The sequence below is a fragment of the Pedococcus sp. P2_D9 genome (assembly GCF_056404275.1).
The window spans coordinates 56,843-81,444 of record NZ_JBFUEI010000013.1 but is presented as its reverse complement, the minus strand read 5'-3'; the positions used below and the strand labels follow the sequence as shown (position 1 = coordinate 81,444).

Sequence of the window (24,602 nt, the reverse complement as noted above, 5' to 3'; positions counted from 1 at the left end):
TTCCCAGATCCCGTCCCCCGGCGTCGCCCCCTGCCGCGGACCGGGGCCCGCGGGTGGCAACTCGTCAATGTCGTCCCCTGCCGCCTGACGAGCAGCGCTCGGTCATTGTGCACATACGAGGGGCACCCGAGGTGGCACTATGCTGCCAAAGGACAGAGGATGTCACTACCGTGTGGGAGGCGTCTTGACCAGCGGCGATGCCTTGTCTCGCGACGTGGAACGGATGCTCACCGAACCCATGGAGCGCCTGTTCGGCGTCCTCGAACGTGGCGAGCGAGAGCTGGAGGCACGCCGGGCCGAGCTCGCCGAGGTCCGCTACGCCCTCTTCCAGCTCTCGGCGGGCGGCGCGGCCGCCCAGCACGCGCGGCACAGCGTCGTCGAACCGCTCGCCGCCGACATGGCGGCTCCGATGCTGCGCTACCTGCTGCAGAACACCACCGGCTTGTCCCGGGTCAGCACGATGAGCGTCGACGTGGGGGCCGGGGTCGTGCAGGAGAACTACCGGCTCAACCAGGACCTGCTGACGCAAGGCCGGTTCCGCCAGCGGACGATCTACCCGATGGACATCGTGGCCGGCGAGGACGGCCGCGCCTGGGTGCAGTCCTTCGCAGCGGCAGGCGAGGAGCAGCGGCTGTCACTGTCACCGCCGAGCGAGTTCTCCATCTTCGACCAGCACTCGCTCGTGGCCGTGTCCGAGTGGGGCAACCCCGACAGCGACTACGTCATGGTCCGTGACCCGATGCTCATCGCGGCCTTCACACAGCTGTTCGACCGCGCGTTCGACCTGGCCCTGCCGGTCGTGCCCCACGATGACCAGGACGACGAGGACCTGCGCCTCGTGAAGCTGCTGGGACTCGGTCTGAAGGACGAGTCGATCGCCCGCTACCTCGGGTGCAGCCTGCGGACCGTTCGCCGACGGGTGGCCTCGCTGATGGCTCGACACGGCGTGCAGACCAGGTTCCAGCTCGGGCAGGCGGCGGCCAGCGGTGAACTCGGCTCCCCTCGCGAGACCGTGGAACGGTAGCCTTTCCCGGTACGGGCCCCGTGCGAACACCACGGGGCCTGCTGCATGACCACGGTGACCGACTCCGTCACCGACGCAGACATGGAGAGGTGCGGTATGCCGGCAATCGTGCTCGTGGGCGCTCAGTGGGGCGACGAGGGCAAGGGCAAGGCCACCGACCTGATGGGCAGCGACGTCGACTACGTCGTGAAGTTCAACGGTGGCAACAACGCAGGCCACACCATCGTGATCGAGAAGGACGGCAAGCGAGAGAAGTACGCCCTCCACCTGCTCCCGTCGGGCATCCTCACCCCGACCTGCACCCCGATCATCGGCAACGGCGTCGTCGTGGACCTCGCGGTGCTCTTCGAGGAGATCGACGGCCTCGAAGCGCGAGGAGTCGACACCTCACGACTGCTGGTCAGCGCGAACGCGCACATCATCGCCCCCTACAACCGGGTGCTCGACAAGGTCACCGAGCGCTTCCTCGGGTCGCGCAAGATCGGCACGACCGGCCGCGGCATCGGCCCGACCTATGCCGACAAGATGGCGCGCAACGGCATCCGTGTGCAGGACCTGTTCGACGAGAAGATCCTGCGCCAGAAGGTCGAGGCGGCGCTGGCCCTCAAGAACCAGATCCTCGCCAAGATCTACAACCGCCGTGCGGTCGAGGTCGACGAGGTGATGGAGGAGCTCCTCGGGTATGCCGAGCGGTTGCGTCCCATGGTCGCCGACACCTCCCTGGTGCTCGAGCAGGCACTCAACGAGGGCAAGACCGTGCTGCTGGAGGCCGGGCAGGCGACCCTGCTCGACGTCGACCACGGGACCTACCCCTTCGTCACGTCGTCCAGCGCGACGGCTGGTGGCGCCTGCACCGGCTCCGGCATCCCGCCGACTCGGGTCAACACCGTGATCGCGATCCTCAAGGCCTACTCGACGCGAGTGGGTGAGGGCCCCTTCCCGACCGAGCTGTTCGACGCCAACGGCGAGTTCCTGCGCAAGACCGGCGCCGAGTTCGGCACGACCACCGGCCGCCCGCGCCGCTGCGGATGGGTGGACACCGTGGTCGGTCGCTACGCCACGCGGATCAACGGGGTCACCGACTTCGTCATCACCAAGCTGGACGTGCTGACGGGTCTGGACACCATCCCGGTGTGCGTGGCCTACGACGTCGACGGGGTCAGGCACGACGACATGCCGGTCAACCAGACCGACTTCCACCACGCCAAGCCGATCTACGAGGACCTCCCCGGCTGGTGGGAGGACCTGACAAAGTGCCGGACGTTCGAGGACCTGCCGGCGAACGCCCAGGCCTACGTCCTGCGGCTCGAGGAGCTCATCGGCGCTCGGGTCTCCGCCATCGGCGTGGGCCCGGGTCGCGACGAGATCATCAGTCGCCACTCCCTGCTCGGCGCCTGAGCTCACTGGTTCGTCCCGCCAAACCCTCCGGGCACGTTGTGCGGGACCCGCGCCGAGGTCAGGTGTGGGTCAGGCGGGGCGCAACACCGTCATCCGGTGCGCGGCGCGGGTGAGGGCGACGTAGAGGACGCGCACTCCCCCCGGGGACTCGGCCGCGATCTCCTCGGGGTCGACGATGACCGTCGCGTCGTACTCCAGACCCTTGGTCGACATGGGGTCGATGACGCCGACCCGGTCGCTGAGGGCGCCCAGCCCGGCCAGCGACGCGGCATACCTGGTCGGGGTGATGACCGCGATCGAGCCCTCCACCTCGTCGAGCAGCGCCTCGACCGCGGAGGTCGCGGCGGCCTCCCAGCCGCCGTCGGCGACGGTGGTGTCGACTGGGTCGACGCCGGTCTCACGGACAGCGCGGGGGATGTCGGCATCCGGCACGTGGGCCTGGACCACCTTCGCCGCGTAGTCGAAGATCTCGCGGGCGTTGCGGTAGTTGGTGTCCATGTGGAAGAGGCGACGCTCCTGTGACCCGAAGGCTTCCTCGCGGGCACGGCCTGCCTCCACGGCGTCGGGCCACGACGCCTGCGCAGCGTCGCCGACGACGGTCCACGACGAGTAGCGGCCGCGGCGACCGAGCATCCGCCACTGCATCGGGGACAGGTCCTGAGCCTCGTCGACGAGGACGTGGGCGTACTCGCCGGGGCCCTCGATGCGGCCCTGGAGGAGCAGCTCACGCGGGTCGGTCGGGGAGGTGCGTGACGACTTGGTGCCGACGGCGCGGGAGTCCAGACCTGCCCGCACCTCGGCGACACCGAACTGCGAGACGTCCTCGAACTCCTCGATCTCGTAGAACCCGCGCTCCTCGGCCGGGCCGTCCTGGACAGGACCCAGCCGGGCGGAGAGGTCGTCGACGAGGGCGGCGTCGGCGGCCGACCAGGTGCCGACCTCCAGCGCGTGGCGCATCGAGGCGGCGAACAGGTCGCACTCGTGCGGCGACAGGACACCGGCACCGTGCTGGCGGGCGCGCTCGGGATCGGCGAGCCACAGCAGCACGTCACGGGGGTCCACCTGCGGCCACCAGGCGGCGAGGAACGCGTCCACCTCCAGGTGGTCCTCGAACCGGTCCATGAACTCGGCCCGGTCGCCCTCGCGGACGCTCGCCCAGGCAGCCTCGGCGAGCGCGCTCTGGACCGCCTTGGCCGACAGGTTGCGCTGGTGGTTGCGCAGCACCTGCGCCCGGATCCGGTCGAGCGCGGGTGCGTCGACCCGGACCGCCTTGCCGTTGACGAAGGCGCGGAACGCCTGCGGCGCGTCCGGGGGTGCGTCCGACGAGGCGCGCGCCAGCAGCCGCCGGATGCGCAGGGAACCCTTGATGGCGGCCACCTCTGGCGTGTCCAGCCGGGTCGCCGTGATGCCGTCGACGACGTCGCCGAGCGAACGCAGCGTCACCGACTCCTCACCGAGCGAGGGCAGCACGCGCTCGATGTATGCCGTGTAGGCGGACGAGGGGCCCACCACCAGGATGCCGCCCGCCTCGAACCGGCGGCGGTCGGAGTAGAGCAGGTAGGCGGCGCGGTGCAGGGCGACGACCGTCTTGCCGGTGCCCGGGCCGCCGGTGATCTCGGTGATGCCGCGCGCCGAGGCCCTGATCGCCTCGTCCTGGTGGCGCTGGATCGTGGCCACGATGTCGCGCATCTGGGCACCACGGCTGCGGGTGAGGGCTGCGAGGAGCGCGCCGTCGCCGACGACCACGAGGTCGTCGGGGGCATCGGTCACCATGAGGTCGTCCTCGACGCCGACCACGTCCGGGCCCTTGCACCGCAGGACCCGACGGCGCAGGACATCCATGGGTTCGACGGGAGTGGCCCGGTAGAAGGCGGCTGCTGCGGGCGCGCGCCAGTCGATCACGAGGGGCTCGTAGTCGTCGTCGCGGACTCCGAGCCGGCCGATGTAGCGGATCTCGCGGTCCGGCTCCTTGGCCTCGTGGGCCAGGGCGTGGTCGAGGTCGAGCCGCCCGAAGACGAGGCCTTCGTACTGGGTGTCGAGCGTGGACCGGCGACGGGCGGCATTGAAGACCAAGGCATCCCGCTCGAACAGCCCGGTCAGCTCCTCGTCGCGGACGTCGCCGGTGCGGTCGGTCCGGCCGCGGGCCAAGCCATCGGCCTCGACCAGGCCGGCCCGGGCCTGGGCCTTGAGGAGCTCGGCATAGACGAGGTCGACATGGGCCTGCTCGATGGCGATCTCACGGGCGACCTCGGCGCTGGACGCCTTCGCGCTCGAGTGGTCCGATCCCGTCACGGTGCAACGCTTTCTGGTTGTGCGGCTTGGTGTGGTGCGACGTGCTTCCTCCCGGGGGAGAACGCACGAGTCTAGCGAGCACGAGGAGCCCCGCCGTGCACCAGTTCACAGGGTGGCGAGGGCTAGATCATCCCGCGGCGGGCGGCCTGGACGCCGGCCTGGAACCGGGTGCCGGCGCCGAGCTGGTCCATCAGCGCCCGGACTCGGCGCTCGACGGTGCGCTGGGACACCCCGGCCTGACGCGCGATCGTCGCGTCGGGAGCCCCGGCCGCGAGGAGGGCAAGGATCATCTGGTCGCGCCGTTCGTTGGCCATCCCGCCGAGGCCGAGTGGCGAGCCGAGGTCCCAGAGGTGGTCGGACAAGGCGATCAGGGCCAGCACCATCGACCGGGCGCGGATGAGGGCCGACCCGAAGCCCGAGGGGTCGAAGGCACTCACGTCGACGATCGCCGCGGCCTCGTCGACGATCACGGCGGAGAACGGCACCGAGGACGTCAGGCGGAACCGTTCGCCACCGCGCTCGCGGGCCTCGAGGATCTCCAGCGCCCCGTCGATCTCCAGGACCTCCGTGTCGTAGACCGTCGTGTAGTCGAGCTGGTTGCCGCTCACGCCCCGTGTCGGCTCCTCGTGGCTGTGCAGCGGGCTGGCGAAGATCGCCCGCGTGCGCGGTGACAGCGACCGGAAGCTGCGGATCTGCCGGGTGCCGGCGGCCACGGCTTCCGCGGTGACCGCCGCGATCTCGTCCATGGAGTTCAGGATCCGCACTGTGCCCACGTCGGGTGTGCGGGACGCCGACCTCGCCTGGAAGAACACCTGCGCGAGCTCGTGTGCGGCAGAACGGGTTTCGCGCGCCCGACGCTCGTAGTCGAGGGCAAGGGCAGGCAGGGAGATGTCCGGCGGGATGACCTCGATCCGGTCGCCCGGGTGGACGCGGATCAGCCCGCGGCTCGCCAGGACCTCGAGCGAGTGGTCGATCAACGGAGCCTTCATGCCCTGGGCGACCAGCAGCGCCTTGGTCGGGTCCGGATGCTGCAGTGCGGCCAGGAAGACCCGGGTGATCACGCCTTCGGCCTCGTCGTCGTCGGCGGCGAGCTCCAGGCTGCTCGCCAGCGCGCGCTCGTCGATCGCCGGGTCCTTCGGCCGGTTGGTCGCCTGGCCCCTCCCGTCCACGGTCCCCGCTGACTGGCTCTCGACGACCATGGGGCACATGCTCGTCTCCTGGCGAGATTCCGTCAATGACGCAAGTCCGCCACCTCTGGGCTTTACCTCCGGGCCGACCATGGTCCACTCTGGAGTCAGTCGACAGCGTCGACCCACGTGCATGGTTGCAGGTTCCCCCGCCAGGCGACCGCACGTCGGCTGCGCGGCGTCCCCGGGAGATGTCCCCCCTGCCTCCCCGGGACGCCGCGCACTCATCTCCGGCGGACCGCTGACGACGACTTTCGCGGCGACTCTCTACGCTGGGGGCCGTGAAGGTACTCGTCATCGGCTCCGGTGCTCGCGAGCACGCCCTCGTCAAGTCCCTGGGCGCCGACCCGGAGGTGGAAGCGGTGATCGTCGCCCCCGGAAACCCGGGGATGGACGCGATCGCCCTGTGTGAGGCCCTCCCGGGCGGCGTGCTGGACGGGCCGGGCATCGCGGCGCTCGCCCGCAGGCACGGCGTCGACCTCGTGGTGATCGGCCCGGAAGCGCCCCTGGTGGCCGGGGTCGCCGATGCGGTGCGCGACGAGGGTTTCGCAGTGTTCGGACCCTCCGCTGAGGCCGCACGCCTAGAGGGCAGCAAGTCCTTCGCCAAGGAGGTCATGGCGGCAGCGGACGTGCCCACGGCCCTGGCCCGGGTCTGCGGCACCCTCGACGAGGTCGCCGACGCCCTCGACGCACTGGGCGCACCGCACGTGGTCAAGGACGACGGGCTGGCCGCCGGCAAGGGCGTCGTCGTCACCGACGACCGCGACCAGGCGTTGGCCCATGCGCAGCTCTGCCTGGCCAAGGAGGGCGGCACCGTGGTCATCGAGGAGTTCCTCGACGGTCCCGAGGTCTCGTTGTTCTGCCTCTGCGACGGCAGCACCGTCGTCCCACTGGCCCCCGCCCAGGACTTCAAGCGGGTCGGTGACGACGACCAGGGCCCCAACACAGGTGGGATGGGCGCCTACTCGCCGCTCGACTGGGCGCCGGCCACGATGGTCGACGAGCTGGTCAGCCGCGTCGCCCAGCCGACCGTCGACGAGATGGCTCGCCGGGGCACTCCCTTCGTGGGGGTCCTCTACATCGGGGTGGCGATCACCTCCCGTGGCCCACGGGTCATCGAGTTCAACGCCAGGTTCGGTGACCCCGAGACCCAGGTCGTGCTGGCTCGGCTGCAGACCCCGTTGGGTGGACTGCTGAAGGCTGCGGCCACCGGTCAGCTCGACGACATCGCCCCGCTCACGTGGTCGCGGCAGCATGCCGTCACGGTCGTCGTCGCCTCCCAGAACTACCCGGACACCCCGCGGACCGGCGACCCCGTGAGCGGCGTCGAGGACGCGGCTGACGTGCCCGCGGCATACGTGCTCCATGCGGGCACGGCCCGCGACGAGGACGGGGTGCTCGTGTCAGCGGGGGGACGGGTGCTGTCCGTGGTCGCCCTGGGCGAGAGCCTCACCCAGGCGCGCGAACGCGTCTACGAAGCCGTGGACCACATCGAGCTCGAGGGTTCGCACCACCGCACCGACATCGCGCTCGCGGCCCAGCGCAACGAGCTGCACGTCGGCTGAACCTCACGCATCACCCGGCCCGGCGCGCCGCCACGAAGCCGACGACGCCGACCATCGCGCAGCTCACCATCGTCGACGCGAAGAGCCAGCCGGGCAGGTGGGGCGCCTGCCACGCGATGAGGGCGCCGGCGACGGCAAGTCCGACCGCCTGGGCCACGGATGCGGTGAGGCTCGACGCCGCCGTGATCCGGCCCTGGTCCTGCATCGGGGCGAAGCGCAGCAGCTGCGTGGACAGCGTCGGTGAGACCACGCCCATGCCCAGCCCGGCCACCCCCCAGAGCGCCAGGCCTGCGACGACGGGCAGCGCGTCGAGGCTCGTGAGGGCCGGGCCCAGGACACCGACGGCGATGAGCCCGAAACCGATCTGGAGGCGTCTGACCGGGCTGACCGCACGCTGGACCGCGCCGAGCCCGTGGACCTGCGAGCCCGCAGCCCAGCACAGCCCGGTCACGGTGAGGCTGACGCCCGCCGCCGCGGGGCCGAGGCCGTGGATCGTCGTGAGCATGAGGGGCAGGAGGCTGCCGGCCGTGCCGAACGCGGCCGCCACGAGCCCGCGGAGGGCGACGAGCGCCGGTATGCCGTGGGCGAACCTGAGCGTCCCGGCCGGCAGGACGGCGCGCACGGCCGGGGCAGCGGAGGCGACCCCGATGAGGACGAGGCCGGCTCCGAGCAGCTCGACGGGTCCGGATCTGCCGAGCAGCGACCCGCCTGCGGTGAGGGCTGCCAGACCTGCCGCCGCCAACGCCGCGGCCCGGACGGCGCGGTGTTCGCGAGCGGTCCAGGCGGTGGGGTGCTCGTGGGGGGTGGCGGCCGTCATGGACGGTCGTAGGAGGAACCACGCCGGCGGGAGGAGCGCCACCCCCACGGCAAAGACCGCGCGCCACGACACGGCCTCCGTCAGCAGTCCGGCGACCGGTGGACCCAGCAGCGAAGGCAGCACCCAGGCTGCGGCGAACGCCGCGAAGACCTTGGCACGCAGCTCCTCCGGCAGCGCTCGCGCCATCAGGACCGTCAGCGAGACGTCCATCAGCGCCTCGGCGATCCCGGAACCGAACCGGCCCGCAGCGAAGACCACCATTCCCGGCGCGAGCGCCATCGCCACCTGCGACGCGGCGAACACCACCATGCCTGCCTGCAGCGGCCGCACCGGCCCACGGTGGTCGGCCCACGCGCCGGCCACCACCGTGGCGACGACGAACGACACCAGGGGTGCCGCACTCGCCGCGCCGAACAGCCACAGCCCGTCGAGCTCGCGAGCGACCGTGGGCAGCACGGTCATCGTGGCGCGGTTCTCGAAGGCGCCCAGCGTCACCAGCGCCACCGCCCCGATGGCGAACGGGAGGTGTGCGCGGTCCCGCAGCGTGGCGGTCCTGGTGGCGGCGTCGTGGGTCGCAGTGGGCATGGCGAAGAGTCTGGAAGTTGAAGTGGACTTCAAGTCAAGCGAGGAATCCGGCACGTCTTGCGCTGCCGTTGTCACGTGACGTCGAACTGGGGTCCACGTGCCGACCTGACGGCAGCACGTCGGGGCTACGGCTGGGAGGATGTCGGCCATGACGTCCTCCCAGCCCGACTCGACGCCCGCGCCCCTCGCCCTCCCCGGCTACGCCCACGTCTACTCCGGCAAGGTCCGCGACCTCTACGCCCCGCTGGACGACTCGGGCGAGCCGCGTGACGACCAGCTCCTGCTCGTGGCGAGCGACCGGCTCTCGGCGTTCGACTTCATCCTCGACACCCCCATCCCCGACAAGGGCGCGGTGCTGACCCAGCTGTCCCTGTGGTGGTTCGAGCAGCTCGCCGACGTGGTGCCCAACCACGTCGTCTCGACCGACGTCCCGGCCGAGGTGGCCGGTCGCGCGGTCCTGGTCAGGCGGCTGAACATGCTCCCGGTCGAGTGCGTCGCCCGCGCCTACCTCACCGGCGGTGGCCTGCGCGAGTACGTCACCGACGGCCACGTGAGCGGCGTGGCGCTCCCGGACGGTCTGGTCGACGGGTCACGGCTCCCCGAACCGGTGTTCACCCCGTCCACCAAGGCGCCCGTCGGCGAGCACGACCAACCCATGCCGTATGCCGCCGTGGAACGCGAGCTGGGCGCCGATCTGGCCGCACGCGCCAAGGACCTCACCGTGGCGATCCTCAAGCGGGGCAACGAGATCGCGGCCGATCGCGGCATCCTCATCGCCGACACCAAGGTCGAGTTCGGCCTCGAGGATGACGCCCTGGTGCTGGCCGACGAGGTGCTGACGCCGGACTCCTCGAGGTTCTGGCCGGCCGACCAGTGGGAGCCCGGCCACACGCAGCCGTCGTTCGACAAGGAGTTCGTCCGCGAGTGGCTGATCTCCCCGGCCAGCGGCTGGGACAAGGCCTCCGGCGAGGCCCCGCCCCGGCTGCCCGACGACGTCGTGGAGCGCACGCGTGCCAAGTACGTCGAGGCCTACGAACGCCTCACTGGACGCACCTTCACGGCTGGCTGAGCGGCCTACCGGCCGCCCTCAGGCCAGCGCCGCGTCCTCAGGAGCCTTCCTGCACCGCGTAGATCTCGTCGGCCACCAGGCCGTGCGCTTCGCGGTGGACGGTGTTGGCAGCCTCGGCGTCGGGCGCGTCGACGAGGCAGAAGATCTTGCCCTGCGACTCGTCGACCCAGTAGCGCAGGTACTGCACGTCGTGGCTCGACTGCTCCTGCAGGTCGGCCATGTGGGCCTGGGCGACGTCGCCGATGGCCACCCCGCCGTCGATCGTGTGCACGTCCATGAACAGTGGCATCGTTCTCGCCTTTCGTCCGGGACCCCGGTGGTCCCTCTCCCCGAAAGGTAGGAGTCGGCGGGGCCGCTCCTCATCGGTGACCGGTGCCTAGATTGCGGGGGCGACGGTGCCCATTTCCGTCGTGGGTGATGCGGCAGTGCCGGCCCCGTTCGCACGTGCCCTGGCCACGGCCTCGGTGCGCGACGCCGCGCCGAGCTTGGCGAGGACGGACGCCACGTGGTGGTCGACCGTGCGTTCGGAGATGAACAGGCGGGCGCTCACCTCGCGGTTCGAGAGCCCCTCACCGACGAGGGCGAGCACCTGCTGCTCGCGACCCGTGAGCCCGTGCGGGTGAGCCGTCGCCGCGGCCCGCGGCCCTCGGGGTATGCCGCGCGCCCCGGCCTCCTTCAGCCGTCGCCGTGCCAGGGTGGCGCCCGGCGTCGACCCGATCGAGGTGAACAGGTCGAGCCCCCGGCGCAGGTCGTCCTCGTCATCGGAGGCCATCAGCGCTGCCGCCGCCTCGTAGGGGCACCCGAGCTCCTGCCAGGTTGCGGCCGCGCGTCGGGGGTCTCCCGCGAACTCGGCCGCATAGGGGTCGGGCGCGTCGGCGGGCGCTGCCTCGAGCAACCCGGTGCGCCCCAGCCAGAGGGCGAGCTCTGCCCGGGGCCAGGGCCCCTCGTGCTCGCTTCCCTTCCACACGTCGAGCACCCAGGCCTCGTCGCCGACCGGGCCTCCGGACAGCCACGCTTGCTGGAGCACGGCGACGGCGGCGAAGGCCCGCCAGTAGGGCTCGCCGTTCGCGTCGGCCAGCTCTCTGCACTCGGCGAGTCGGGTCGTGGCCCGGGGGTCACCGAGCCGGGCGAGGGCGGGCCCCATGCCGATCAGGACGTGCAACCGGTTCACCGGGGAGATCTGCTCGGCCAGCATGCTCGTGCACAGGGCGACGGCCTCCGTCAGGCGGCCCATCCGCACCAGGGCCGTGACCCTCGACCCGAGCAGGCACCACCAGAACGTCGGCATCTCGCAGTCCTGGTTGTAGGCCGCCCCCTCCTCGTAGACCCACTCGTACTCGGCGACACGGAGGTGGTCGACGGCCGCCTGGTAGAGGTTGGCGTAACCCCGGGCCGCGTCCCGCTGGAAGCCACCGTCACGGGCGAGGACCAGCGCCTTCTCCATCTGGCCCCACCCGTCGAGGCCGTGGTTGATCCGGTCCCACCCGAGGTTCTGGAGGGTCGAGGCATACATCTCGTCCGACCCGAGCTCCTGTGCCATGGCAAGGCACTGCTCGGCCATGGCCATCCCTTCGTCGGCGCGACCCGTGTCCGACAGCAGGCCGGCCTTGTAGCCGTAGGCCATCACCTTCTCCGTCGACAGTGGGGCGTCGCGCATCATCGAGAAGATCTGCTCGACGAGCTCGGCATGGCCGTTGCCGTCGCAGAGCCGCCACCGCGTGATGGCGAGGGCGCGCAGGTTGCGGCACAGCTGCTCCAGGTCGCCGCTGGCGCGGGCGAACGCGACGGCCAGCTCGCGTGGCGGCAGCGACTCCTCCCACCGGTCCATGAGCGAGAGGGCGTGAGCCAGGCCTTCGTGCAGCTCCGCACGTTCGGTGTCAGTGGCCGACCCGGCATACCGAAGGGCCCGAGTGAACTGCGCGACAGCCTCGGTGGTGGACGACAGGGCGGCTGCCTCCCGAGCAGCCGCGGTCGACTCGGCGAAGGCCTCGTCGACCAGGCCGGCGGCATCCGCGTGGTGGGCGAGGCGCGCGTGGTCAGGGTCCCGGTTCTTCGTGGGGTCCGCAAACCATCGGTATGCCGCGGCGTGCAGCTGGGTGGCGCGGTAGGCGGGGACGTTGGTCTCGACGGCGAGCCGAGCCAGCTCGTGCCTGAAGGCGAACAACCGAACGGGGTCGCCCGGCCCGCCCGCCGGTACCAGTCCACCGGAGGCCAGGCACTCGTCGAGGTGGGCGGGCTCGCGTCCGGACACTCCGGCGATGGTCGCGGCCGAGGCCGGCTGCCCGATGATGGCGGCCGCCCACACGAGCTGCCGCGCGTCGTCGGTGAGCTGTGCCGTGCGGGCAGCGACCACGTCGCTCACGGAGGACGGGACGTGGTCGCTGGGGTTGCTGAGGAGCTCCTCGACGTAGAACGGGTTGCCACTGCTCAGCCGGTAGATGGCAGCCGCGTCCGCACGGCCCTGCGACCGCGCGAGCTCGGCAACCGCTGCGGGTGTCAGCGGCGGGAGGGTCATCCGCCTTGTCGGCCGCTGCGTGGCCAGGGATGCCAGCGCACTGCGCAGCGGACTGTCGGCGCCGACCTCCTCGTCGCGATAGGTCAGCAGCACCATCGTCGGCATGCTCGTGAGCCGTCGCGCCAGGTAGGTCAGCCAGTCGAGGGTCGCTTCGTCGGCCCAGTGCACGTCCTCGACAACCACCGCGGTCGGTCGGCCTGCCGCTCCGAGCCGCTCCAGCGACGTGGCGAAGAGGGTGTTCCGGTCGGCTCCCGTGCGGAACTGGTCGAGCAGGCCGTCGCCGTCCGCCGTCGCGATCTCGAACAAGGGGCCCAGCGGACGAGGGGTGAAACCACCGTCGCACGCCCCACGCAGCCATCTCAGGTCGGGCCGCTGCGCCGCGAAGGTGTCGAGCAGCGCGGTCTTGCCGATGCCGGCCTCGCCGGCGACCAGGACGAGGCGGCCGTGCCCGCGAGCCGCCTCATCGGCATACTCGCCCAAGGTCTCCAGGAAAGTGGCTCGTTCGAGCAGCTCCACGCCTCGAAGTGTGTCGGAGAAGCCGTCGGGACGACATCCTCCATTGTGCGGAGTTCAGCCCGCGGGCGTGAGCACGGCCACGGGGATGGTCCGCCCCGCCTTCCGGGCGTACTTCGCGACTCCTGGGAGCCTGGCCAGGATGACGTCGTTCCAGGCCTGGTCGCGCTCTTCGCCGTGCAGCTCGCGAGCCGATGCGCGCATGCGTTCGGCAAGCACCTGCAGGTCCGTCTCGCCCGCCACCCGCAGGTTCCTGAACCAGTCGGGGTCCCTTGGGCTGCCGGAAGCGCTGCCCCACACCAAGTAGCCCTCGGGCCTCGGAATCGCCCTCACGCAGGTCGAATGCGGCTCTCCGGTGCGGCGGCCCGGCGTGGTCAGCATGACCACCGGGGCATCCTTGGTCCCGCCCATGGCGCGACCGTTCAGCCGGCGGTACATCCACGCGCCGATGAGGGTCGACCAACGGGCCATCGACATGATCCGAGTGTCCCGCTCGCCCGGGCGCGTGAAAAGGGTCCCGGGCGGCCCGCCGACCTGTCGTCCGGGAGGTGACCGTGCGGCATACCCACTGCCGTGGCGCGGATAGACTGCGGTCGCTTCCTTCCCCGCGCCACCGTGCTCAACCCAGGAGACCCCCGAATGGGCCACGTCGTCATTGACGTCATGCTGAAGCCAGAGATCCTCGACCCCCAGGGTCAAGCCGTGAACGGGGCTCTTCCCCGGCTCGGCTTCGAACAGTTCACGGACGTGAGGCAGGGCAAGCGGTTCGTCCTCACCGTGGACGGCGAGGTCACCGACGAGCACCTCGCGGCCGCCGCGGAGGCAGCTGAGAAGCTGCTGTCCAACCCCGTGATCGAGGACGTCGTCAGCGTCCGTGCCGAGGACCCCGACCAGTGAAGGTCGGGGTCGTCACGTTCCCGGGGTCGCTCGACGACCGCGACGCAGCCCGCGCCGTGCGCGCCGTCGGTGCCGAGGCGATCACCCTCTGGCACGGCGACGCCGACCTCAAGGGTGTCGACGCGGTCGTGCTGCCCGGCGGGTTCTCCTACGGCGACTATCTGCGGTGCGGGGCGATCGCCCGCTTCGCGCCCGTCATGGACGCGCTCATCCCGGCCGCGCAGGGCGGGCTGCCGGTGATCGGGATCTGCAACGGGTTCCAGGTCCTGTGCGAGTCGCACCTGCTGCCGGGCGCGCTGATCCGCAACGACCACCGCAAGTTCAACTGCGTCGACCAGCGCCTCGTCGTCGAGAACAACCAGACAGCCTGGACCTCGGACTTCGAGGCCGGCCAGGAGATCACGATCGTCCTCAAGAACGGCGAGGGCGGTTTCGTCGCCGACGAGGCCACCCTCGACCGGCTCGAGGGCGAGGGCCGCGTCGTCTTCCGGTATGCCGGTGACAACCCCAACGGCTCGTACCGCAAGATCGCGGGCATCACCAACGACCGCGGCAACATCGTGGGCCTCATGCCCCACCCCGAGCACGCCGTCGAGGAGGGCTACGGCCCCTCGACCGACGGGCTCCCGTTCTTCACCTCCGTCCTGAAGGCAATGGCCAGCGCATGACCGTCCAGACCCACAAGCCCACGCTCGACACCGTCTCGCACGCAGCCGACACCCCCGAGGTCGAGCAGCCGTGGGCAGAGCTCGGCCTCAAGGAGGACGAGTACGCCAGCATCCGCGAGATCGTCGGCCGTCGTCCCACCAGCGCTGAGCTCGCGATGTACTCGGTGATGTGGAGCGAGCACTGCTCCTACAAGTCGTCCAAGGTGCACTTCTCCCTCTGGGGTGAGAACACCACCGACGAGATGCGCGAGAAGCTCCTCGTCGGCATCGGCGAGAACGCCGGCGTCGTCGACATCGGCGACGGCTGGGCGGTGACCTTCAAGGTCGAGTCGCACAACCACCCGTCCTACGTCGAGCCCTACCAGGGTGCGGCCACCGGGGTCGGTGGCATCATCCGCGACATCATGTCGATGGGTGCCCGCCCGATCGCGATCATGGACCCGCTGCGGTTCGGCAACCTCAACCATCCCGACACCCAGCGGGTGCTCCCCGGCGTCGTCGCGGGGGTCGGCGGCTACGGCAACTGCATCGGCCTGCCCAACATCGGTGGCGAGGTCGTGTTCGACGACTGCTACCAGGGCAACCCGCTCGTCAACGCGTTGTGCGTCGGCGCCATGCGCATCGAGGACATCCACCTCGCCAAGGCCTCCGGCGTCGGCAACAAGGTGATCCTGTTCGGTGCCAAGACCGGTGGCGACGGCATCGGCGGGGTCTCGGTCCTCGCCTCCGAGACGTTCGACGAGGGCGGCCCGACCAAGCGCCCCGCGGTGCAGGTCGGCGACCCGTTCGCCGAGAAGGTGCTCATCGAGTGCTGCCTCGACCTCTATGCCGCGCACGTCGTCGACGGCATCCAGGACCTGGGTGGCGCAGGACTGTCCTGTGCCACCAGTGAGCTCGCGTCCAACGGTGACGGTGGCATGCAGATCGAGCTCGACCGCGTGCCGCTGCGCGACGCGTCGCTGCGACCTGAGGAGATCCTCATGTCGGAGAGCCAGGAACGCATGATGGCGGTCGTGGCACCCGAGCACCTCGACGAGTTCATGGCGATCACGGACCGCTGGGACGTCGAGGCCACGGTCCTCGGCGAGGTCACCGACGGCGAGCACCTCGTCATCACCTGGCACGGCGAGGTCATCGTCGACGTGCCGCCGCGGTCGGTCGCCCACGAAGGGCCGACCTACCACCGCCCGCTGGAGCGGCCGGCATACCTGGATGACCTCCAGGCCAACGGCACCGACACCCTGGGTCGCCCCGTCGACGGCCTCGGGCTCAAGTCCGACCTGCTCACGCTGCTTGCCTCCCCGAACCTCTGCGACAAGTCGTGGGTCACCGACCAGTACGACCGCTACGTGCTCGGCAACACGGCGCTCGCGATGCCCGACGACGCGGGTGTCGTCCGTGTCGACGAGGAGACCGGTCGCGGTGTCGCCGTCTCGACCGACTGCAACGGCAGGTTCGCCAAGCTCGACCCCTACGTCGGAGCCCAGCTGGCGCTGGCTGAGTCCTACCGCAACGTCGCGACGGCGGGCGCCACCCCGCTGGCGGTGACCGACTGCCTCAACTTCGGCTCGCCCGAGGACCCGGGCGTGATGTGGCAGTTCCGCGAAGCCGTCAAGGGCATCGCCGAGGGCTGCAAGACCCTGGGCATCCCGGTCACCGGCGGCAACGTCTCCTTCTACAACCAGACCGGTGACGTGGCGATCCACCCGACGCCGGTGATCGGCGTGCTCGGTGTCATGGACGACGTGTCGCGGCGGACCCCGTCGGGCTGGAAGACGCCCGGCCAGGTCATCTACCTGCTCGGCAGCACCCGCAACGAGCTGGCCGGCGGCGAGTGGGCCCACGTCGTGCACGGCCACCTGGGTGGCCTCCCGCCCGCGGTGGACCTCGGGGCCGAGCAGCTCCTGGGCGAGATCCTGGTCAACGCCAGCCGCGACGGCCTGGTCGACGCCGCCCACGACCTGTCCGACGGTGGCCTGGCGATCGCGCTCGCCGAGGCGACCATGCGCTACGGCGTCGGGGCCAGGATCTGGCTCGACGCGGTGTGCGAGCGCGACGGAATCGACCCCTTCACCGCGCTCTTCAGCGAGTCCACCGCCCGGGTGATCGTCTCGGTGCCGCGCTCGGAAGAGGTGCGCTTCACCGACATGTGCACCGCCCGTGGGCAGGTGCACGCCCGGATCGGGGTCGTCGACGACGAGACCGACGGCCTCGACGTGCAGGGCAATTTCGAGGTGAGCCTCGCCGACCTGCGGGAGGCCCACACCGGAACGTTGCGAGCGGTCTTCGGCGGCTGACCCTTCGGGGCGCGCGAGCGGCCCGGTCGCGTCCCCCAACGCGTCCGGGCCGTTCGTTCCCCTGGGTGTCCCCGCAAGGAACAGTACGTCCGTGGTCTGACAGCGTCGATGGGTAGAAGTACTCATCTTCGCCCGCCGAACGGCCATTTCCACGCAACCGCGGACGCCCGGGCGCCTCGTGCGACGATGCCGGTATGCCGCCGCGCCGCCGAGTTCCCGTCATCGACGGCCGCGCCGCCGTGGCCGCGTGGCAGGCGGGGGCGGAGTCGACGTCCCGGGCGGACCTGGCGACGGCGGTGCGCTACACGCTGGAGGAGCTGTCGGTCGTGGCGCCCGGTCGAAGCGTCGAGGTGCGGGTGCCACCCTTCGGGGCGGTGCAGTGCATTGCCGGGACCACCCACACCCGCGGCACCCCGCCCAACGTCGTCGAGACGGATGCGCAGACCTGGCTGGCGGTCGCGACCGGCGCGCTCAGCTGGGACGGCGCCTGGGAGGCGGGCACCCTCCGGGTGAGCGGCCACCGCGCCGACCTCGCGGCATACCTGCCCCTGGTGGAATGGTCTGGCGCACCCGAACAGCCGAAGGAGATCTGATCCCATGCAGATGAAGCTGGAGCTCGTCCCCGTGCCAGTGGCGGACGTGGAGCGGGCCATCGAGTTCTACGTCGGCAAGCTCGGCTTCATCAAGGACGTCGACGTGCAGCCCGCCGAGGGTGTCCGGATCGTGCAGGTGACCGCAGCGGGCTCTGGTTGCTCGATCGGCTTCGGGACGGGGCTGGACGTCTATCGCGGAGAGCCGGGCAGCATCAGGGGACTGCACCTGGTCGTCCAGGACATCGATGAGGCGCGGGCCGACCTCGTCCGCCGCGGTGTCGAGGTCAGCGAGGTCCACGACTTCGGCGGTGGGGTGAAGGGGGCGGAGTTCGCCGACCCCGACGGCAACTCCTTCGAGCTGCAGGAGATGCAGTGGCGCCGGGGCGAGACCTTCTAGCGAGTTGGTCTCCCTGGCAGAGTCCGTCCTGCCAGAGCTATCGGATCGTCCAGGTGTCGCCTAGGCACGCGCGCCCCAGGGTGGCGATGGCAGGACTCCGGGTGATTTCGTCCGGGCCCTTGGCTGGATAGGCCGAGAACCCGGCATCAGGAGTGCAGCCGGCGTCCCCGTGCTCGATGCGGACGTTGCGCCTGTCGTGGGGCAGGAGATCCGCGACCAGCACATTGCTGTCGGCCGTCAGCAGGATCTGAAGACGCTGATCGGTGTCGTTCTCGATCGTCATTCCCTCCGGAGTGCACCCTGACGCGAGAGTCGTGGCCATGACGACGCCCACGACCTGGGCGCACCCGCCCCAACCCGTCTTTCGGCCCATTCTCGCCCCTGGTCCAGTCCCCACTGATGCATGGTGTCAGGGCGACCCACCGCACCGCCGCCGAACGCAGTTTCCCGCCGGAGCTCCGCGACTTGTTGCGCGCGGATCGTCACCGAACCCCGAATTGGGGGTCCAGTGACCACGAGGCGGCAACAAGTCCGATGGTGTGGCGACCTGTTGCGCGCAGATCGTCACCGGACCCCGAATCGCAGCTCCGGTGACCACGAGGCGGCAACACGTCGCCTTCGTGGACGCGGGCTTCACTCGCCCGGGTAGCGCACCCCGACCTGGGCCCGTATGTCGTCCAGGGCGTCCATGATCCGCAGGGTCTCGGCGTGCGGCATGAGAGGTGACTCCACCTCGCCCCCCGTGACCCGGCGCGCCACCTCGACAGCCTCGAAGTGCAGCCCGTGCTCGGTGTCCTCGTTGACGTAGCGGTCGAGCTCGGTGCCGTCGTTGGCCACGAGCCGAACGACGGCGCTGGGCGCGTAGAACGGGCCGCTGATCTCGAGGCGCGCCTCAGTGCCGCAGACGGCTGCCACCGTCGGGGTCCTGGTCGCCATCGTCGTGCCGAGGACACCCATCGCCCCGCTGCCGCTCGTGACGCCGATGGCGGCCTGCGCGTCGACGCCGGTGTCCGTGAGCACCCCGGTCGCAGTCACGTCGACGAAGTCGCCGAGGACGAAGTGGGCGAACGACACCGGATAGATCCCCAGGTCGAGCAGGGCTCCGCCGGCGAGGGCAGGGTCGGCCAGTCGTTGCGGACCGTCGGGATACAGCGCCTGTCCGTGGTCTGCGTGCACGGTGTGGATCTCACCGAGCAGCCCGTCCTCGAGACAGCGACGCACGACGTCGACGTGGGGGAGGAACCGGGTCCACATCGCCTCCATGGCGAAAACGCCTGCGGCGCCGGCGGACTCGACGATGTCACGGGCCTCGGTGGCATTGCGGGCGAAGGCCTTCTCGACGAGCACGGGCTTGCCGGCACCGGTGGCGAGCAAGGCCTGGGTGCGGTGCTCCGAGTGCGGTGAGGCGACGTAGACGACGTCCACGTCCGGGTCGGAGACCAGGTCCGCATAGGACCCGTGCGCCGTGTCGATGCCGAAGTCGGCCGCGAAGTCCTGCGCGCGCGGCAGGCTCCGTGACGCGACAGCCTGGAGGTGTTGTCCCGTGCGGGCCTGCAGCGCGCTGGCGAACGAACGCGCGATGCCGCCAGGCGCGAGGATCCCCCAGCGGAGCGTCGGCGCGTCACGCGGATCCGGGGTGCGGGGAGGAGGCAGCGTCAGGGAGGGCACCGACCCATCATCGGTCCTGTCCGGTGACCGCGCACTCGGCATCCATCAGGTGTCACGGGGGGTCGCGACGAACGCGACGGCTCAGCGGATCCGCCAGGCATCGGGAGGGGTCGGTGGTGAAGGAGTCGGCGCCGCATCGGCGTCGGTGAACGGTCGACCCGAACCCAGGGCCCGGCTGAGCGCGGCTCCGTCGCGCACGGTGCTGGGGAACGCGCCCTTGGCGACGCTGCGGACGATCGAGCCCATCGCCAGTGGCTGACGGGAGCCGACCAGCACGAGGTTGCCGAAGCGGCGCCGTTTCCAGATGTCGACCTGAGCGATGGCGGCCGTGTGCGGGAGGTGGCGCGCGAGGCCGGCGTGGACGCGCGCCACGTGCCGATGGTCCGGCTCGTCGGCGGTGTTCATCACCAGCACACCACCGGGCCGCAGCACCCTCGCCACGTCGGCGAACCACTCCACGCTGGTGAGGTCGGCCGGCACCTGGCTGTCGGCATACGCGTCGACGACGATCGCGTCGGCACTCGAGTCCTTCAGGGCGGCCACTCCCTCTCGACCGCGCTGCGGACGCACGCGGATGCGGTGCCCGCGCGGCAGCGGCAGCTCGCGACGCACCTCCTCGGTGAGCGCCGCATCGGGTTCGAGGACGACCTGCGGCGACCCCGGCCGAGTGTGGTGGACGTAGCGCGGCAAGGTCATCGCAGCGCCCCCGACGTGCGTCACCGCCACCGGACCGTCGGGCAGGGAGTCGATCACCGCGGCCAGGTGCTGGACGTAGCCGAAGACGAGGAGCTCCGGATCGGTAAGGCTGACGTAGGACTGCGGGTAGCCGTCGACGAGGACGGTGCTCCCGCCGTGTTCGTCGACCTCGAAGCGGAACTCCTGCATCAGGTCGGGTCGGGTCAGGGACGGATCAGCGACTTGACGGCACGACGCTCGTCCATGGCGGCATAGGCCTCGCCGACCTCGGAGAGCGGGACCTCGAGGTCGAAGACCAGCCCGGGGTTGATCGCCCCGGAGAGCACGTCGTCCCGCAGCTGCGGGAGGTACTGGCGAGCCGGCGCGATCCCGCCGGCGATCCCGACGTTGCGCGCGAACATGTCCCGCACGGGGTACTCGATCCCGTGCGGCACGCCCACGTAGCCCACCGTCGCCCCGGGCCGCGCGGCAGCGATCGCCGTCGACATCGACTCGTTGGTGCCGACGCACTCCAGCACGGCGTCCGCGCCCACCCCGTCGGTCAGCTCCTTGACCGCAGCGACGGCCTCGTCGCCGCGGACCTCGACCACGTCGGTGGCGCCGAACTCGCGTGCCATCCGCTGGCGGGACTCGTGGCGGGACATCGCGATGATGCGCTCGGCGCCCATCCGTCCGGCGGCGAGGACACCGCTCAGGCCGACCGCGCCGTCACCGACGACCACGACGGTGTCACCCTCCTGCACCTGGGCCGCGACGGCGGCGTGCCAGCCAGTGCCCATCACGTCCGACAGGGCGAGCAGGCTCGGCACGAGGTCGTCGCCGGGTACCTCTCGCGTGGCGACGAGGGTGCCGTCGGCGAGCGGGACGCGGACGTACTCGCCCTGGCCGCCGTCGGCCATGATTCCGTCGCGGTCGGGACCGCCCCAGAAGCCGCCGTGGTCGCAGCGCGACTGGATTCCGACCCGGCAGTGCGGACACGTGTTGTCGGAGTACATGAAGGGCGCGATGACGAAGTCACCCGCCCGCACGCTGCGGACGTCGCTGCCGACCTCCTCGACGATGCCGACGAACTCGTGGCCGATGCGGGTCGGCTCGGTGACCGCGTTGATCCCGCGGTACGGCCACAGGTCGCTGCCGCACACGCACGCCGCGGTGACCCGCACCAGCGCATCGGTGGGCTTGGCGATGCCGGGGTCGGGGACGTCTTCGACACGGATGTCGCGGGGCGCGTTCAGGATGGTGGCCTTCATGGTTGCCAGCCTGCCACGGTCCAAGGCGTCGGTATGCCGCGTGGTGACCACGCGGCATACCCTCGCTGCATGCGCTTTGGCATCACCATCCTCCCGGAGCACCGCTGGTCCGAGGCCGAGCCCCTGTGGCGGCGCGCCGAGGAGTACGGCTTCGACCACGCGTGGACCTACGACCACCTGGTCTGGGCGGGGCTCCAGGACTCGCCGTGGTTCGGCGCCCTGCCGACGTTGACGGCCGCTGCGATGGCGACGTCGACGATCCGGCTGGGAACCTTCGTGAGCTCTCCGAACTACCGTCACCCCTATGTCTTCCTCCGGGATCTGCTTGCGCTGGAAGACATCTCGAACGGTCGGCTGATCTGTGGCCTGGGAACGGGTGGTGACCTCGATGCGGCGATCCTCGGCGAGGAGCGGCCCCTGAGGGAGCGGGTCGACCGGTTCCACGAGTTCGTCGAGGTGCTGGACCGACTGTTCCGTGAGGACCACGTGTCGCACGACGGCACCAGCTACCGGACCGTCGACGCGCGCACGCTGCCCGGTTCGGTCCAGCAGCCTCGAGTGCCCTTCGTCATCGCCGCCAACGGCCCGCGGTCGCTGCGGCTCGCCGCCGCCCACGGCCAGGGGTGGGTGACCTACGGCAAGGGTGGCGAGACCCTGGACGAGTGGTGGGCCGGGATCGCCGAGCTCAGCGCGAAGCTCGACGACGTCGAAGGTGCTGCCGCACGCCAGGTCCCGCTCGACCGGTACCTCTCCCTCGACGGTGCACCGCGCTTCTCGCTCGAGAGCGTCGAGCTCTTCACCGACCAGGTGGGACGGGCAGGTGAGCTCGGGTTCAGCGACGTCGTGACGCACTGGCCACGGCCGAACGGCGTCTACGCCGGCACCGAGTCGGTGCTGGCGGAGGTCGCCGGCCTGCTGCCCGGTCTGAGGTAGGCCTGGTTACGAGAACGCGAACAGTGCGAGTGGTTCGGTCGTCGGCGCGGTCGAGCCGCCGGCCGGCTCCATCGTGATGCCGGCGCCGGTGGCCGTTGCGGCATCGCCGCTCAGGAGCACCGTGACGGTGTCGGCCGATCCGTGGGGCATGACGCCGGCACTGACCATGCCCCGGTTGGGCTGGTCCAGCCAGACCTGGAAGTCCTTGCCGTCGGGCGCAGCCGGCATGTGGTCGGCGATGATGACGGCCTTGCCGAGGGAGGCGCTGCGGACGATGGTCGCCTTCGCGCCACCGATGACCTTCTCGTAGCGCTGGGCGTCCTTGGCCTCGAGCACCTGCTCGGTGGCGCTGACGGTGCCGCGTCCGTTGGAGTTGTCGTCCCACGGGCTCCACGCGATTCCGCCGACGAGGAGCACGGCAGCTGCGGCCGCACTGGCGAGCCAGGCGGTCACCCGGCGCCGCGGGCGGAACTGGACCACGTTGGAGTCAGTCGGGGTCGGCGCGTCAGCGGGCGAGGATCCGCCAACGGGCCCAGAGGCGACTGGGCCACCGGACTGCGCCTCGAGAGGGGGGAGCGGGCGGACCATCTTGATGCCCGCCAGGACGGAGTCACGCATCGAGGAAGGAGGGGCGGTCTCTGTCATCAGGGAAAGCTGGGTCGCAGCCTCCTGCAGGGAGGCCACCTCCGCCTGGCACTCTGGGCACTCGGCGAGGTGCAGCTCGAAAGCGCTGCGCTCCTGCTCGTCGATGGCGTCGACTGCATAGGCGCCGACCAGTCCGTGGATGTCGGCACTCATGACTGCACCCCCATGGTGTCTCTCAGGCGGATAAGTCCGTCACGTATTCGGGTCTTGGCGGTGCCGAGGGGCACCCCCAGGAGGGAGGCCACCTCGGTGTGCGTGTAGCCACCGAGGTAGGCGAGCTCGACCGCGCTGCGCTGGGTCTCGGTGAGCGAGTCCAGGGCGTTGCGCACTCGTTGGGCGTCCAGGCGACGGTCGACCGTCTCGGCGGTCTCGTCGAAGCTGCGTTCCTGGTTCCGTGAGCCGTAGGTGTCCTCACGGTCGGTGGACGCCTGCGCGGACCGCACCCGGTCGACCGCCTTGCGGTGCGCGATGGTGAGCATCCAGCTCACCGCGCTGCCCCGCGCGGGGTCGAACCGGGCGCTGGTGCGCCAGATGTCCAGCAAGGCTTCCTGGGCGACTTCCTGCGACTGCGCCGGGTCCCGCACCACGCGGAGGACCAACCCGTAGATCCGGGCGGACACTGCGTCGTACAGGCGGGCGAAGGCTGCCTCGTCACCGAGGGCGCTGGCCCGCAACAGCCCGGCGAGGTCGGTGCCCACGGCAGCACCTCCCCAGGTCGGTTCGGGACCCGGGGTGGTTGCTGCCATGGACACCATCATCGCTGATTCAGCTCAGCCGGGGAGGAGAACGCCGTCGATGATGTAGACGGTGGCGTTCGCGGTCTGCACGTTGCCGCAGATTACGTTCGCCTCGCCGACCTTGAACGACTCACCGGAGCCGGTCACCTTGATGGTGCCGCCGCCGAGGGTCTTGTGCTCGCCGGCGAGCATCTCCGGGGTGAGCTTGCCGGGCACGACGTGGTTGGTGAGCACCTTGGTGAGCAGACCCTTCGGGTCCTTCATCGCGGCATCCATCGTGGCCTTCGGCACAGCAGCGAAGGCGTCGTTGCTCGGAGCGAAGACGGTGATGTCCTTGGCCGAGTTCAGGGTCTCGCCGAGGCCGGCCTCGGTCACCGCGGTGACGAGGGTCGACAGCACGGGGTTGTTGCTCGCGGCGGTCGCGACCGGGTCAGTGGCCATGCCGGAGAACGAGCCCTTGCCGTCCGCGGGAACCGCGGAGCAACCAGCACCGAACGGCTTGGCCGTCATGTCCTCGGACGTGCTCGAGGAGCTGGACGAGGAGCTGGAGCTCGGCATGGACGAGGTGCTGGAGGCCGCGGTGTCGGAACCGGAGTTCCCACAGGCAGCGAGGCTGAGCGGAAGGGCGAGGCTGAGGGCAGCAATGGTGCTGCGGCGTGCGAGTCGCATGATGGTGGCTCCTTGTTGTGGACTGTCTGACACCCGGTATTCGGACCTGCCCAACAGGTGGATTGGTCGCATTGAAACCTTTCTGGCACAAGGGTTTCCGTGGCCCGAGCGCAACGACATCTGGCCACTGGTTCCCGATGGTGGGCGCTCAGAGCGCGACCATCGGGCACCAGTGGCCAGACGTGCA

At 70.7% G+C, this 24,602-nt stretch carries 23 protein-coding genes; 10 read left to right on the top strand and 13 right to left on the bottom strand.

Annotated features, from left to right (window positions below):
• The first annotated feature begins 172 nt into the window (after nucleotides 1-172).
• Entirely contained in the window at nucleotides 173-1,024 is an 852-nt protein-coding gene (locus AC1DXJ_RS18230) for a hypothetical protein (protein ID WP_477614063.1), read from the top strand.
• Between the two features lie 96 nt (nucleotides 1,025-1,120).
• Entirely contained in the window at nucleotides 1,121-2,422 is a 1,302-nt protein-coding gene (locus tag AC1DXJ_RS18225; protein ID WP_477614607.1) for an adenylosuccinate synthase, read from the top strand.
• A 69-nt stretch (nucleotides 2,423-2,491) separates the two neighbouring features.
• On the opposite strand, the gene AC1DXJ_RS18220 is transcribed toward AC1DXJ_RS18225, so the two are convergent.
• Nucleotides 2,492-4,714 carry a HelD family protein gene (locus AC1DXJ_RS18220; RefSeq protein WP_477614062.1) on the bottom strand — a complete coding sequence of 741 codons (2,223 nt, stop codon included), beginning with the start codon at nucleotides 4,712-4,714 and terminating at the stop codon, nucleotides 2,492-2,494.
• Nucleotides 4,715-4,836: 122 nt separating this feature from the next.
• The gene (locus tag AC1DXJ_RS18215) at nucleotides 4,837-5,922 is read right to left on the bottom strand and encodes a helix-turn-helix transcriptional regulator (protein ID WP_477614061.1); all 1,086 of its coding nucleotides are present in this window, start codon (nucleotides 5,920-5,922) and stop codon (nucleotides 4,837-4,839) included.
• A gap of 260 nt (nucleotides 5,923-6,182) precedes the next feature.
• Between AC1DXJ_RS18215 and purD the strand changes: the two genes are divergently transcribed.
• Nucleotides 6,183-7,466 (top strand): phosphoribosylamine--glycine ligase, encoded by a 1,284-nt coding sequence (gene purD, locus AC1DXJ_RS18210; RefSeq protein WP_477614060.1) that lies wholly within the window; start codon nucleotides 6,183-6,185, stop codon nucleotides 7,464-7,466.
• Between the two features lie 10 nt (nucleotides 7,467-7,476).
• On the opposite strand, the gene AC1DXJ_RS18205 is transcribed toward purD, so the two are convergent.
• Nucleotides 7,477-8,868 (bottom strand): MFS transporter, encoded by a 1,392-nt coding sequence (locus tag AC1DXJ_RS18205; RefSeq protein WP_477614059.1) that lies wholly within the window; start codon nucleotides 8,866-8,868, stop codon nucleotides 7,477-7,479.
• Nucleotides 8,869-9,016: 148 nt separating this feature from the next.
• Between AC1DXJ_RS18205 and AC1DXJ_RS18200 the strand changes: the two genes are divergently transcribed.
• The gene (locus AC1DXJ_RS18200; protein WP_477614058.1) at nucleotides 9,017-9,937 is read left to right on the top strand and encodes a phosphoribosylaminoimidazolesuccinocarboxamide synthase; all 921 of its coding nucleotides are present in this window, start codon (nucleotides 9,017-9,019) and stop codon (nucleotides 9,935-9,937) included.
• Between the two features lie 37 nt (nucleotides 9,938-9,974).
• Here AC1DXJ_RS18200 and AC1DXJ_RS18195 read toward each other — a convergent pair whose 3' ends face one another.
• The 3 genes from AC1DXJ_RS18195 to AC1DXJ_RS18185 form a co-directional block, all read right to left on the bottom strand.
• The gene (locus tag AC1DXJ_RS18195) at nucleotides 9,975-10,226 is read right to left on the bottom strand and encodes a DUF4242 domain-containing protein (RefSeq protein WP_477614057.1); all 252 of its coding nucleotides are present in this window, start codon (nucleotides 10,224-10,226) and stop codon (nucleotides 9,975-9,977) included.
• An 87-nt stretch (nucleotides 10,227-10,313) separates the two neighbouring features.
• Complete coding sequence (locus tag AC1DXJ_RS18190; protein ID WP_477614056.1) at nucleotides 10,314-12,968, bottom strand: ATP-binding protein; 2,655 nt, start codon at nucleotides 12,966-12,968, stop codon at nucleotides 10,314-10,316.
• Between the two features lie 54 nt (nucleotides 12,969-13,022).
• A complete protein-coding gene (locus tag AC1DXJ_RS18185; protein ID WP_477614055.1) occupies nucleotides 13,023-13,442 on the bottom strand; it encodes a nitroreductase/quinone reductase family protein in 420 nt (139 codons plus the stop codon).
• 162 nt (nucleotides 13,443-13,604) lie between these two features.
• On the opposite strand from AC1DXJ_RS18185, the gene purS reads away from it, so the two are divergent.
• The 5 genes from purS (at nucleotide 13,605) to AC1DXJ_RS18160 (ending at nucleotide 17,817) form a co-directional block, all read left to right on the top strand.
• A complete protein-coding gene (gene purS / locus AC1DXJ_RS18180; protein WP_477614054.1) occupies nucleotides 13,605-13,862 on the top strand; it encodes a phosphoribosylformylglycinamidine synthase subunit PurS in 258 nt (85 codons plus the stop codon).
• Nucleotides 13,859-14,530 carry a phosphoribosylformylglycinamidine synthase subunit PurQ gene (purQ, locus tag AC1DXJ_RS18175; protein ID WP_477614053.1) on the top strand — a complete coding sequence of 224 codons (672 nt, stop codon included), beginning with the start codon at nucleotides 13,859-13,861 and terminating at the stop codon, nucleotides 14,528-14,530. Before purS ends, purQ begins: the two co-directional genes overlap by 4 nt.
• The gene (gene purL, locus AC1DXJ_RS18170) at nucleotides 14,527-16,827 is read left to right on the top strand and encodes a phosphoribosylformylglycinamidine synthase subunit PurL (RefSeq protein ID WP_477632788.1); all 2,301 of its coding nucleotides are present in this window, start codon (nucleotides 14,527-14,529) and stop codon (nucleotides 16,825-16,827) included. The genes purQ and purL overlap by 4 nt, the downstream gene beginning before the upstream one ends.
• Nucleotides 16,828-17,021: 194 nt before the next feature.
• Complete coding sequence (locus AC1DXJ_RS18165; protein ID WP_477614051.1) at nucleotides 17,022-17,420, top strand: sterol carrier family protein; 399 nt, start codon at nucleotides 17,022-17,024, stop codon at nucleotides 17,418-17,420.
• A gap of 4 nt (nucleotides 17,421-17,424) precedes the next feature.
• Nucleotides 17,425-17,817, top strand: coding sequence for a VOC family protein (locus tag AC1DXJ_RS18160; RefSeq protein WP_477614050.1), 393 nt, complete (start codon nucleotides 17,425-17,427; stop codon nucleotides 17,815-17,817).
• Between the two features lie 37 nt (nucleotides 17,818-17,854).
• On the opposite strand, the gene AC1DXJ_RS18155 is transcribed toward AC1DXJ_RS18160, so the two are convergent.
• The 4 genes from AC1DXJ_RS18155 to AC1DXJ_RS18140 all read right to left on the bottom strand — a co-directional run bounded on the left by AC1DXJ_RS18155 (nucleotide 17,855) and on the right by AC1DXJ_RS18140 (nucleotide 21,431).
• Entirely contained in the window at nucleotides 17,855-18,100 is a 246-nt protein-coding gene (locus AC1DXJ_RS18155; protein WP_477614049.1) for a hypothetical protein, read from the bottom strand.
• Between the two features lie 350 nt (nucleotides 18,101-18,450).
• Complete coding sequence (locus AC1DXJ_RS18150) at nucleotides 18,451-19,485, bottom strand: Gfo/Idh/MocA family protein (RefSeq protein WP_477614048.1); 1,035 nt, start codon at nucleotides 19,483-19,485, stop codon at nucleotides 18,451-18,453.
• An 81-nt stretch (nucleotides 19,486-19,566) separates the two neighbouring features.
• Entirely contained in the window at nucleotides 19,567-20,370 is an 804-nt protein-coding gene (locus tag AC1DXJ_RS18145) for a spermidine synthase (RefSeq protein ID WP_477614047.1), read from the bottom strand.
• 14 nt (nucleotides 20,371-20,384) lie between these two features.
• On the bottom strand, nucleotides 20,385-21,431 hold the full coding sequence (locus tag AC1DXJ_RS18140) for a zinc-dependent alcohol dehydrogenase family protein (protein WP_477614046.1): 1,047 nt from the start codon (nucleotides 21,429-21,431) through the stop codon (nucleotides 20,385-20,387).
• Nucleotides 21,432-21,500: 69 nt separating this feature from the next.
• On the opposite strand from AC1DXJ_RS18140, the gene AC1DXJ_RS18135 reads away from it, so the two are divergent.
• Nucleotides 21,501-22,364 (top strand): LLM class flavin-dependent oxidoreductase, encoded by an 864-nt coding sequence (locus AC1DXJ_RS18135; protein ID WP_477614045.1) that lies wholly within the window; start codon nucleotides 21,501-21,503, stop codon nucleotides 22,362-22,364.
• Nucleotides 22,365-22,370: 6 nt separating this feature from the next.
• On the opposite strand, the gene AC1DXJ_RS18130 is transcribed toward AC1DXJ_RS18135, so the two are convergent.
• The 3 genes from AC1DXJ_RS18130 to AC1DXJ_RS18120 are packed head-to-tail and all read right to left on the bottom strand — an operon-like array spanning nucleotide 22,371 to nucleotide 24,415.
• Nucleotides 22,371-23,162, bottom strand: coding sequence for an anti-sigma factor (locus tag AC1DXJ_RS18130; RefSeq protein ID WP_477614044.1), 792 nt, complete (start codon nucleotides 23,160-23,162; stop codon nucleotides 22,371-22,373).
• Complete coding sequence (sigK, locus tag AC1DXJ_RS18125) at nucleotides 23,159-23,755, bottom strand: ECF RNA polymerase sigma factor SigK (RefSeq protein ID WP_477614043.1); 597 nt, start codon at nucleotides 23,753-23,755, stop codon at nucleotides 23,159-23,161. Before sigK ends, AC1DXJ_RS18130 begins: the two co-directional genes overlap by 4 nt.
• Before the next feature lie 24 nt (nucleotides 23,756-23,779).
• A complete protein-coding gene (locus tag AC1DXJ_RS18120) occupies nucleotides 23,780-24,415 on the bottom strand; it encodes a fasciclin domain-containing protein (protein ID WP_477614042.1) in 636 nt (211 codons plus the stop codon).
• Nucleotides 24,416-24,602: the final 187 nt, after the last annotated feature.

What these genes read in the sequence shown, in the direction of transcription:
- purL (WP_477632788.1), top strand. Translation starts at nt 14,527, where the DNA reads ATGACCGTCCAGACCCACAAGCCCACGCTCGACACCGTCTCGCACGCA.
- AC1DXJ_RS18195 (WP_477614057.1), bottom strand. Translation starts at nt 10,226, where the DNA reads ATGCCACTGTTCATGGACGTGCACACGATCGACGGCGGGGTGGCCATC.
- AC1DXJ_RS18185 (WP_477614055.1), bottom strand. Translation starts at nt 13,442, where the DNA reads ATGTCGATGGCCCGTTGGTCGACCCTCATCGGCGCGTGGATGTACCGC.
- AC1DXJ_RS18160 (WP_477614050.1), top strand. Translation starts at nt 17,425, where the DNA reads ATGCAGATGAAGCTGGAGCTCGTCCCCGTGCCAGTGGCGGACGTGGAG.
- AC1DXJ_RS18215 (WP_477614061.1), bottom strand. Translation starts at nt 5,922, where the DNA reads ATGTGCCCCATGGTCGTCGAGAGCCAGTCAGCGGGGACCGTGGACGGG.
- AC1DXJ_RS18155 (WP_477614049.1), bottom strand. Translation starts at nt 18,100, where the DNA reads ATGACGATCGAGAACGACACCGATCAGCGTCTTCAGATCCTGCTGACG.
- AC1DXJ_RS18165 (WP_477614051.1), top strand. Translation starts at nt 17,022, where the DNA reads ATGCCGCCGCGCCGCCGAGTTCCCGTCATCGACGGCCGCGCCGCCGTG.
- AC1DXJ_RS18135 (WP_477614045.1), top strand. Translation starts at nt 21,501, where the DNA reads ATGCGCTTTGGCATCACCATCCTCCCGGAGCACCGCTGGTCCGAGGCC.
- AC1DXJ_RS18205 (WP_477614059.1), bottom strand. Translation starts at nt 8,868, where the DNA reads ATGCCCACTGCGACCCACGACGCCGCCACCAGGACCGCCACGCTGCGG.
- sigK (WP_477614043.1), bottom strand. Translation starts at nt 23,755, where the DNA reads ATGGCAGCAACCACCCCGGGTCCCGAACCGACCTGGGGAGGTGCTGCC.
- AC1DXJ_RS18225 (WP_477614607.1), top strand. Translation starts at nt 1,121, where the DNA reads ATGCCGGCAATCGTGCTCGTGGGCGCTCAGTGGGGCGACGAGGGCAAG.
- AC1DXJ_RS18145 (WP_477614047.1), bottom strand. Translation starts at nt 20,370, where the DNA reads ATGCAGGAGTTCCGCTTCGAGGTCGACGAACACGGCGGGAGCACCGTC.
- AC1DXJ_RS18200 (WP_477614058.1), top strand. Translation starts at nt 9,017, where the DNA reads ATGACGTCCTCCCAGCCCGACTCGACGCCCGCGCCCCTCGCCCTCCCC.
- AC1DXJ_RS18140 (WP_477614046.1), bottom strand. Translation starts at nt 21,431, where the DNA reads ATGAAGGCCACCATCCTGAACGCGCCCCGCGACATCCGTGTCGAAGAC.
- AC1DXJ_RS18120 (WP_477614042.1), bottom strand. Translation starts at nt 24,415, where the DNA reads ATGCGACTCGCACGCCGCAGCACCATTGCTGCCCTCAGCCTCGCCCTT.
- AC1DXJ_RS18130 (WP_477614044.1), bottom strand. Translation starts at nt 23,162, where the DNA reads ATGAGTGCCGACATCCACGGACTGGTCGGCGCCTATGCAGTCGACGCC.
- purS (WP_477614054.1), top strand. Translation starts at nt 13,605, where the DNA reads ATGGGCCACGTCGTCATTGACGTCATGCTGAAGCCAGAGATCCTCGAC.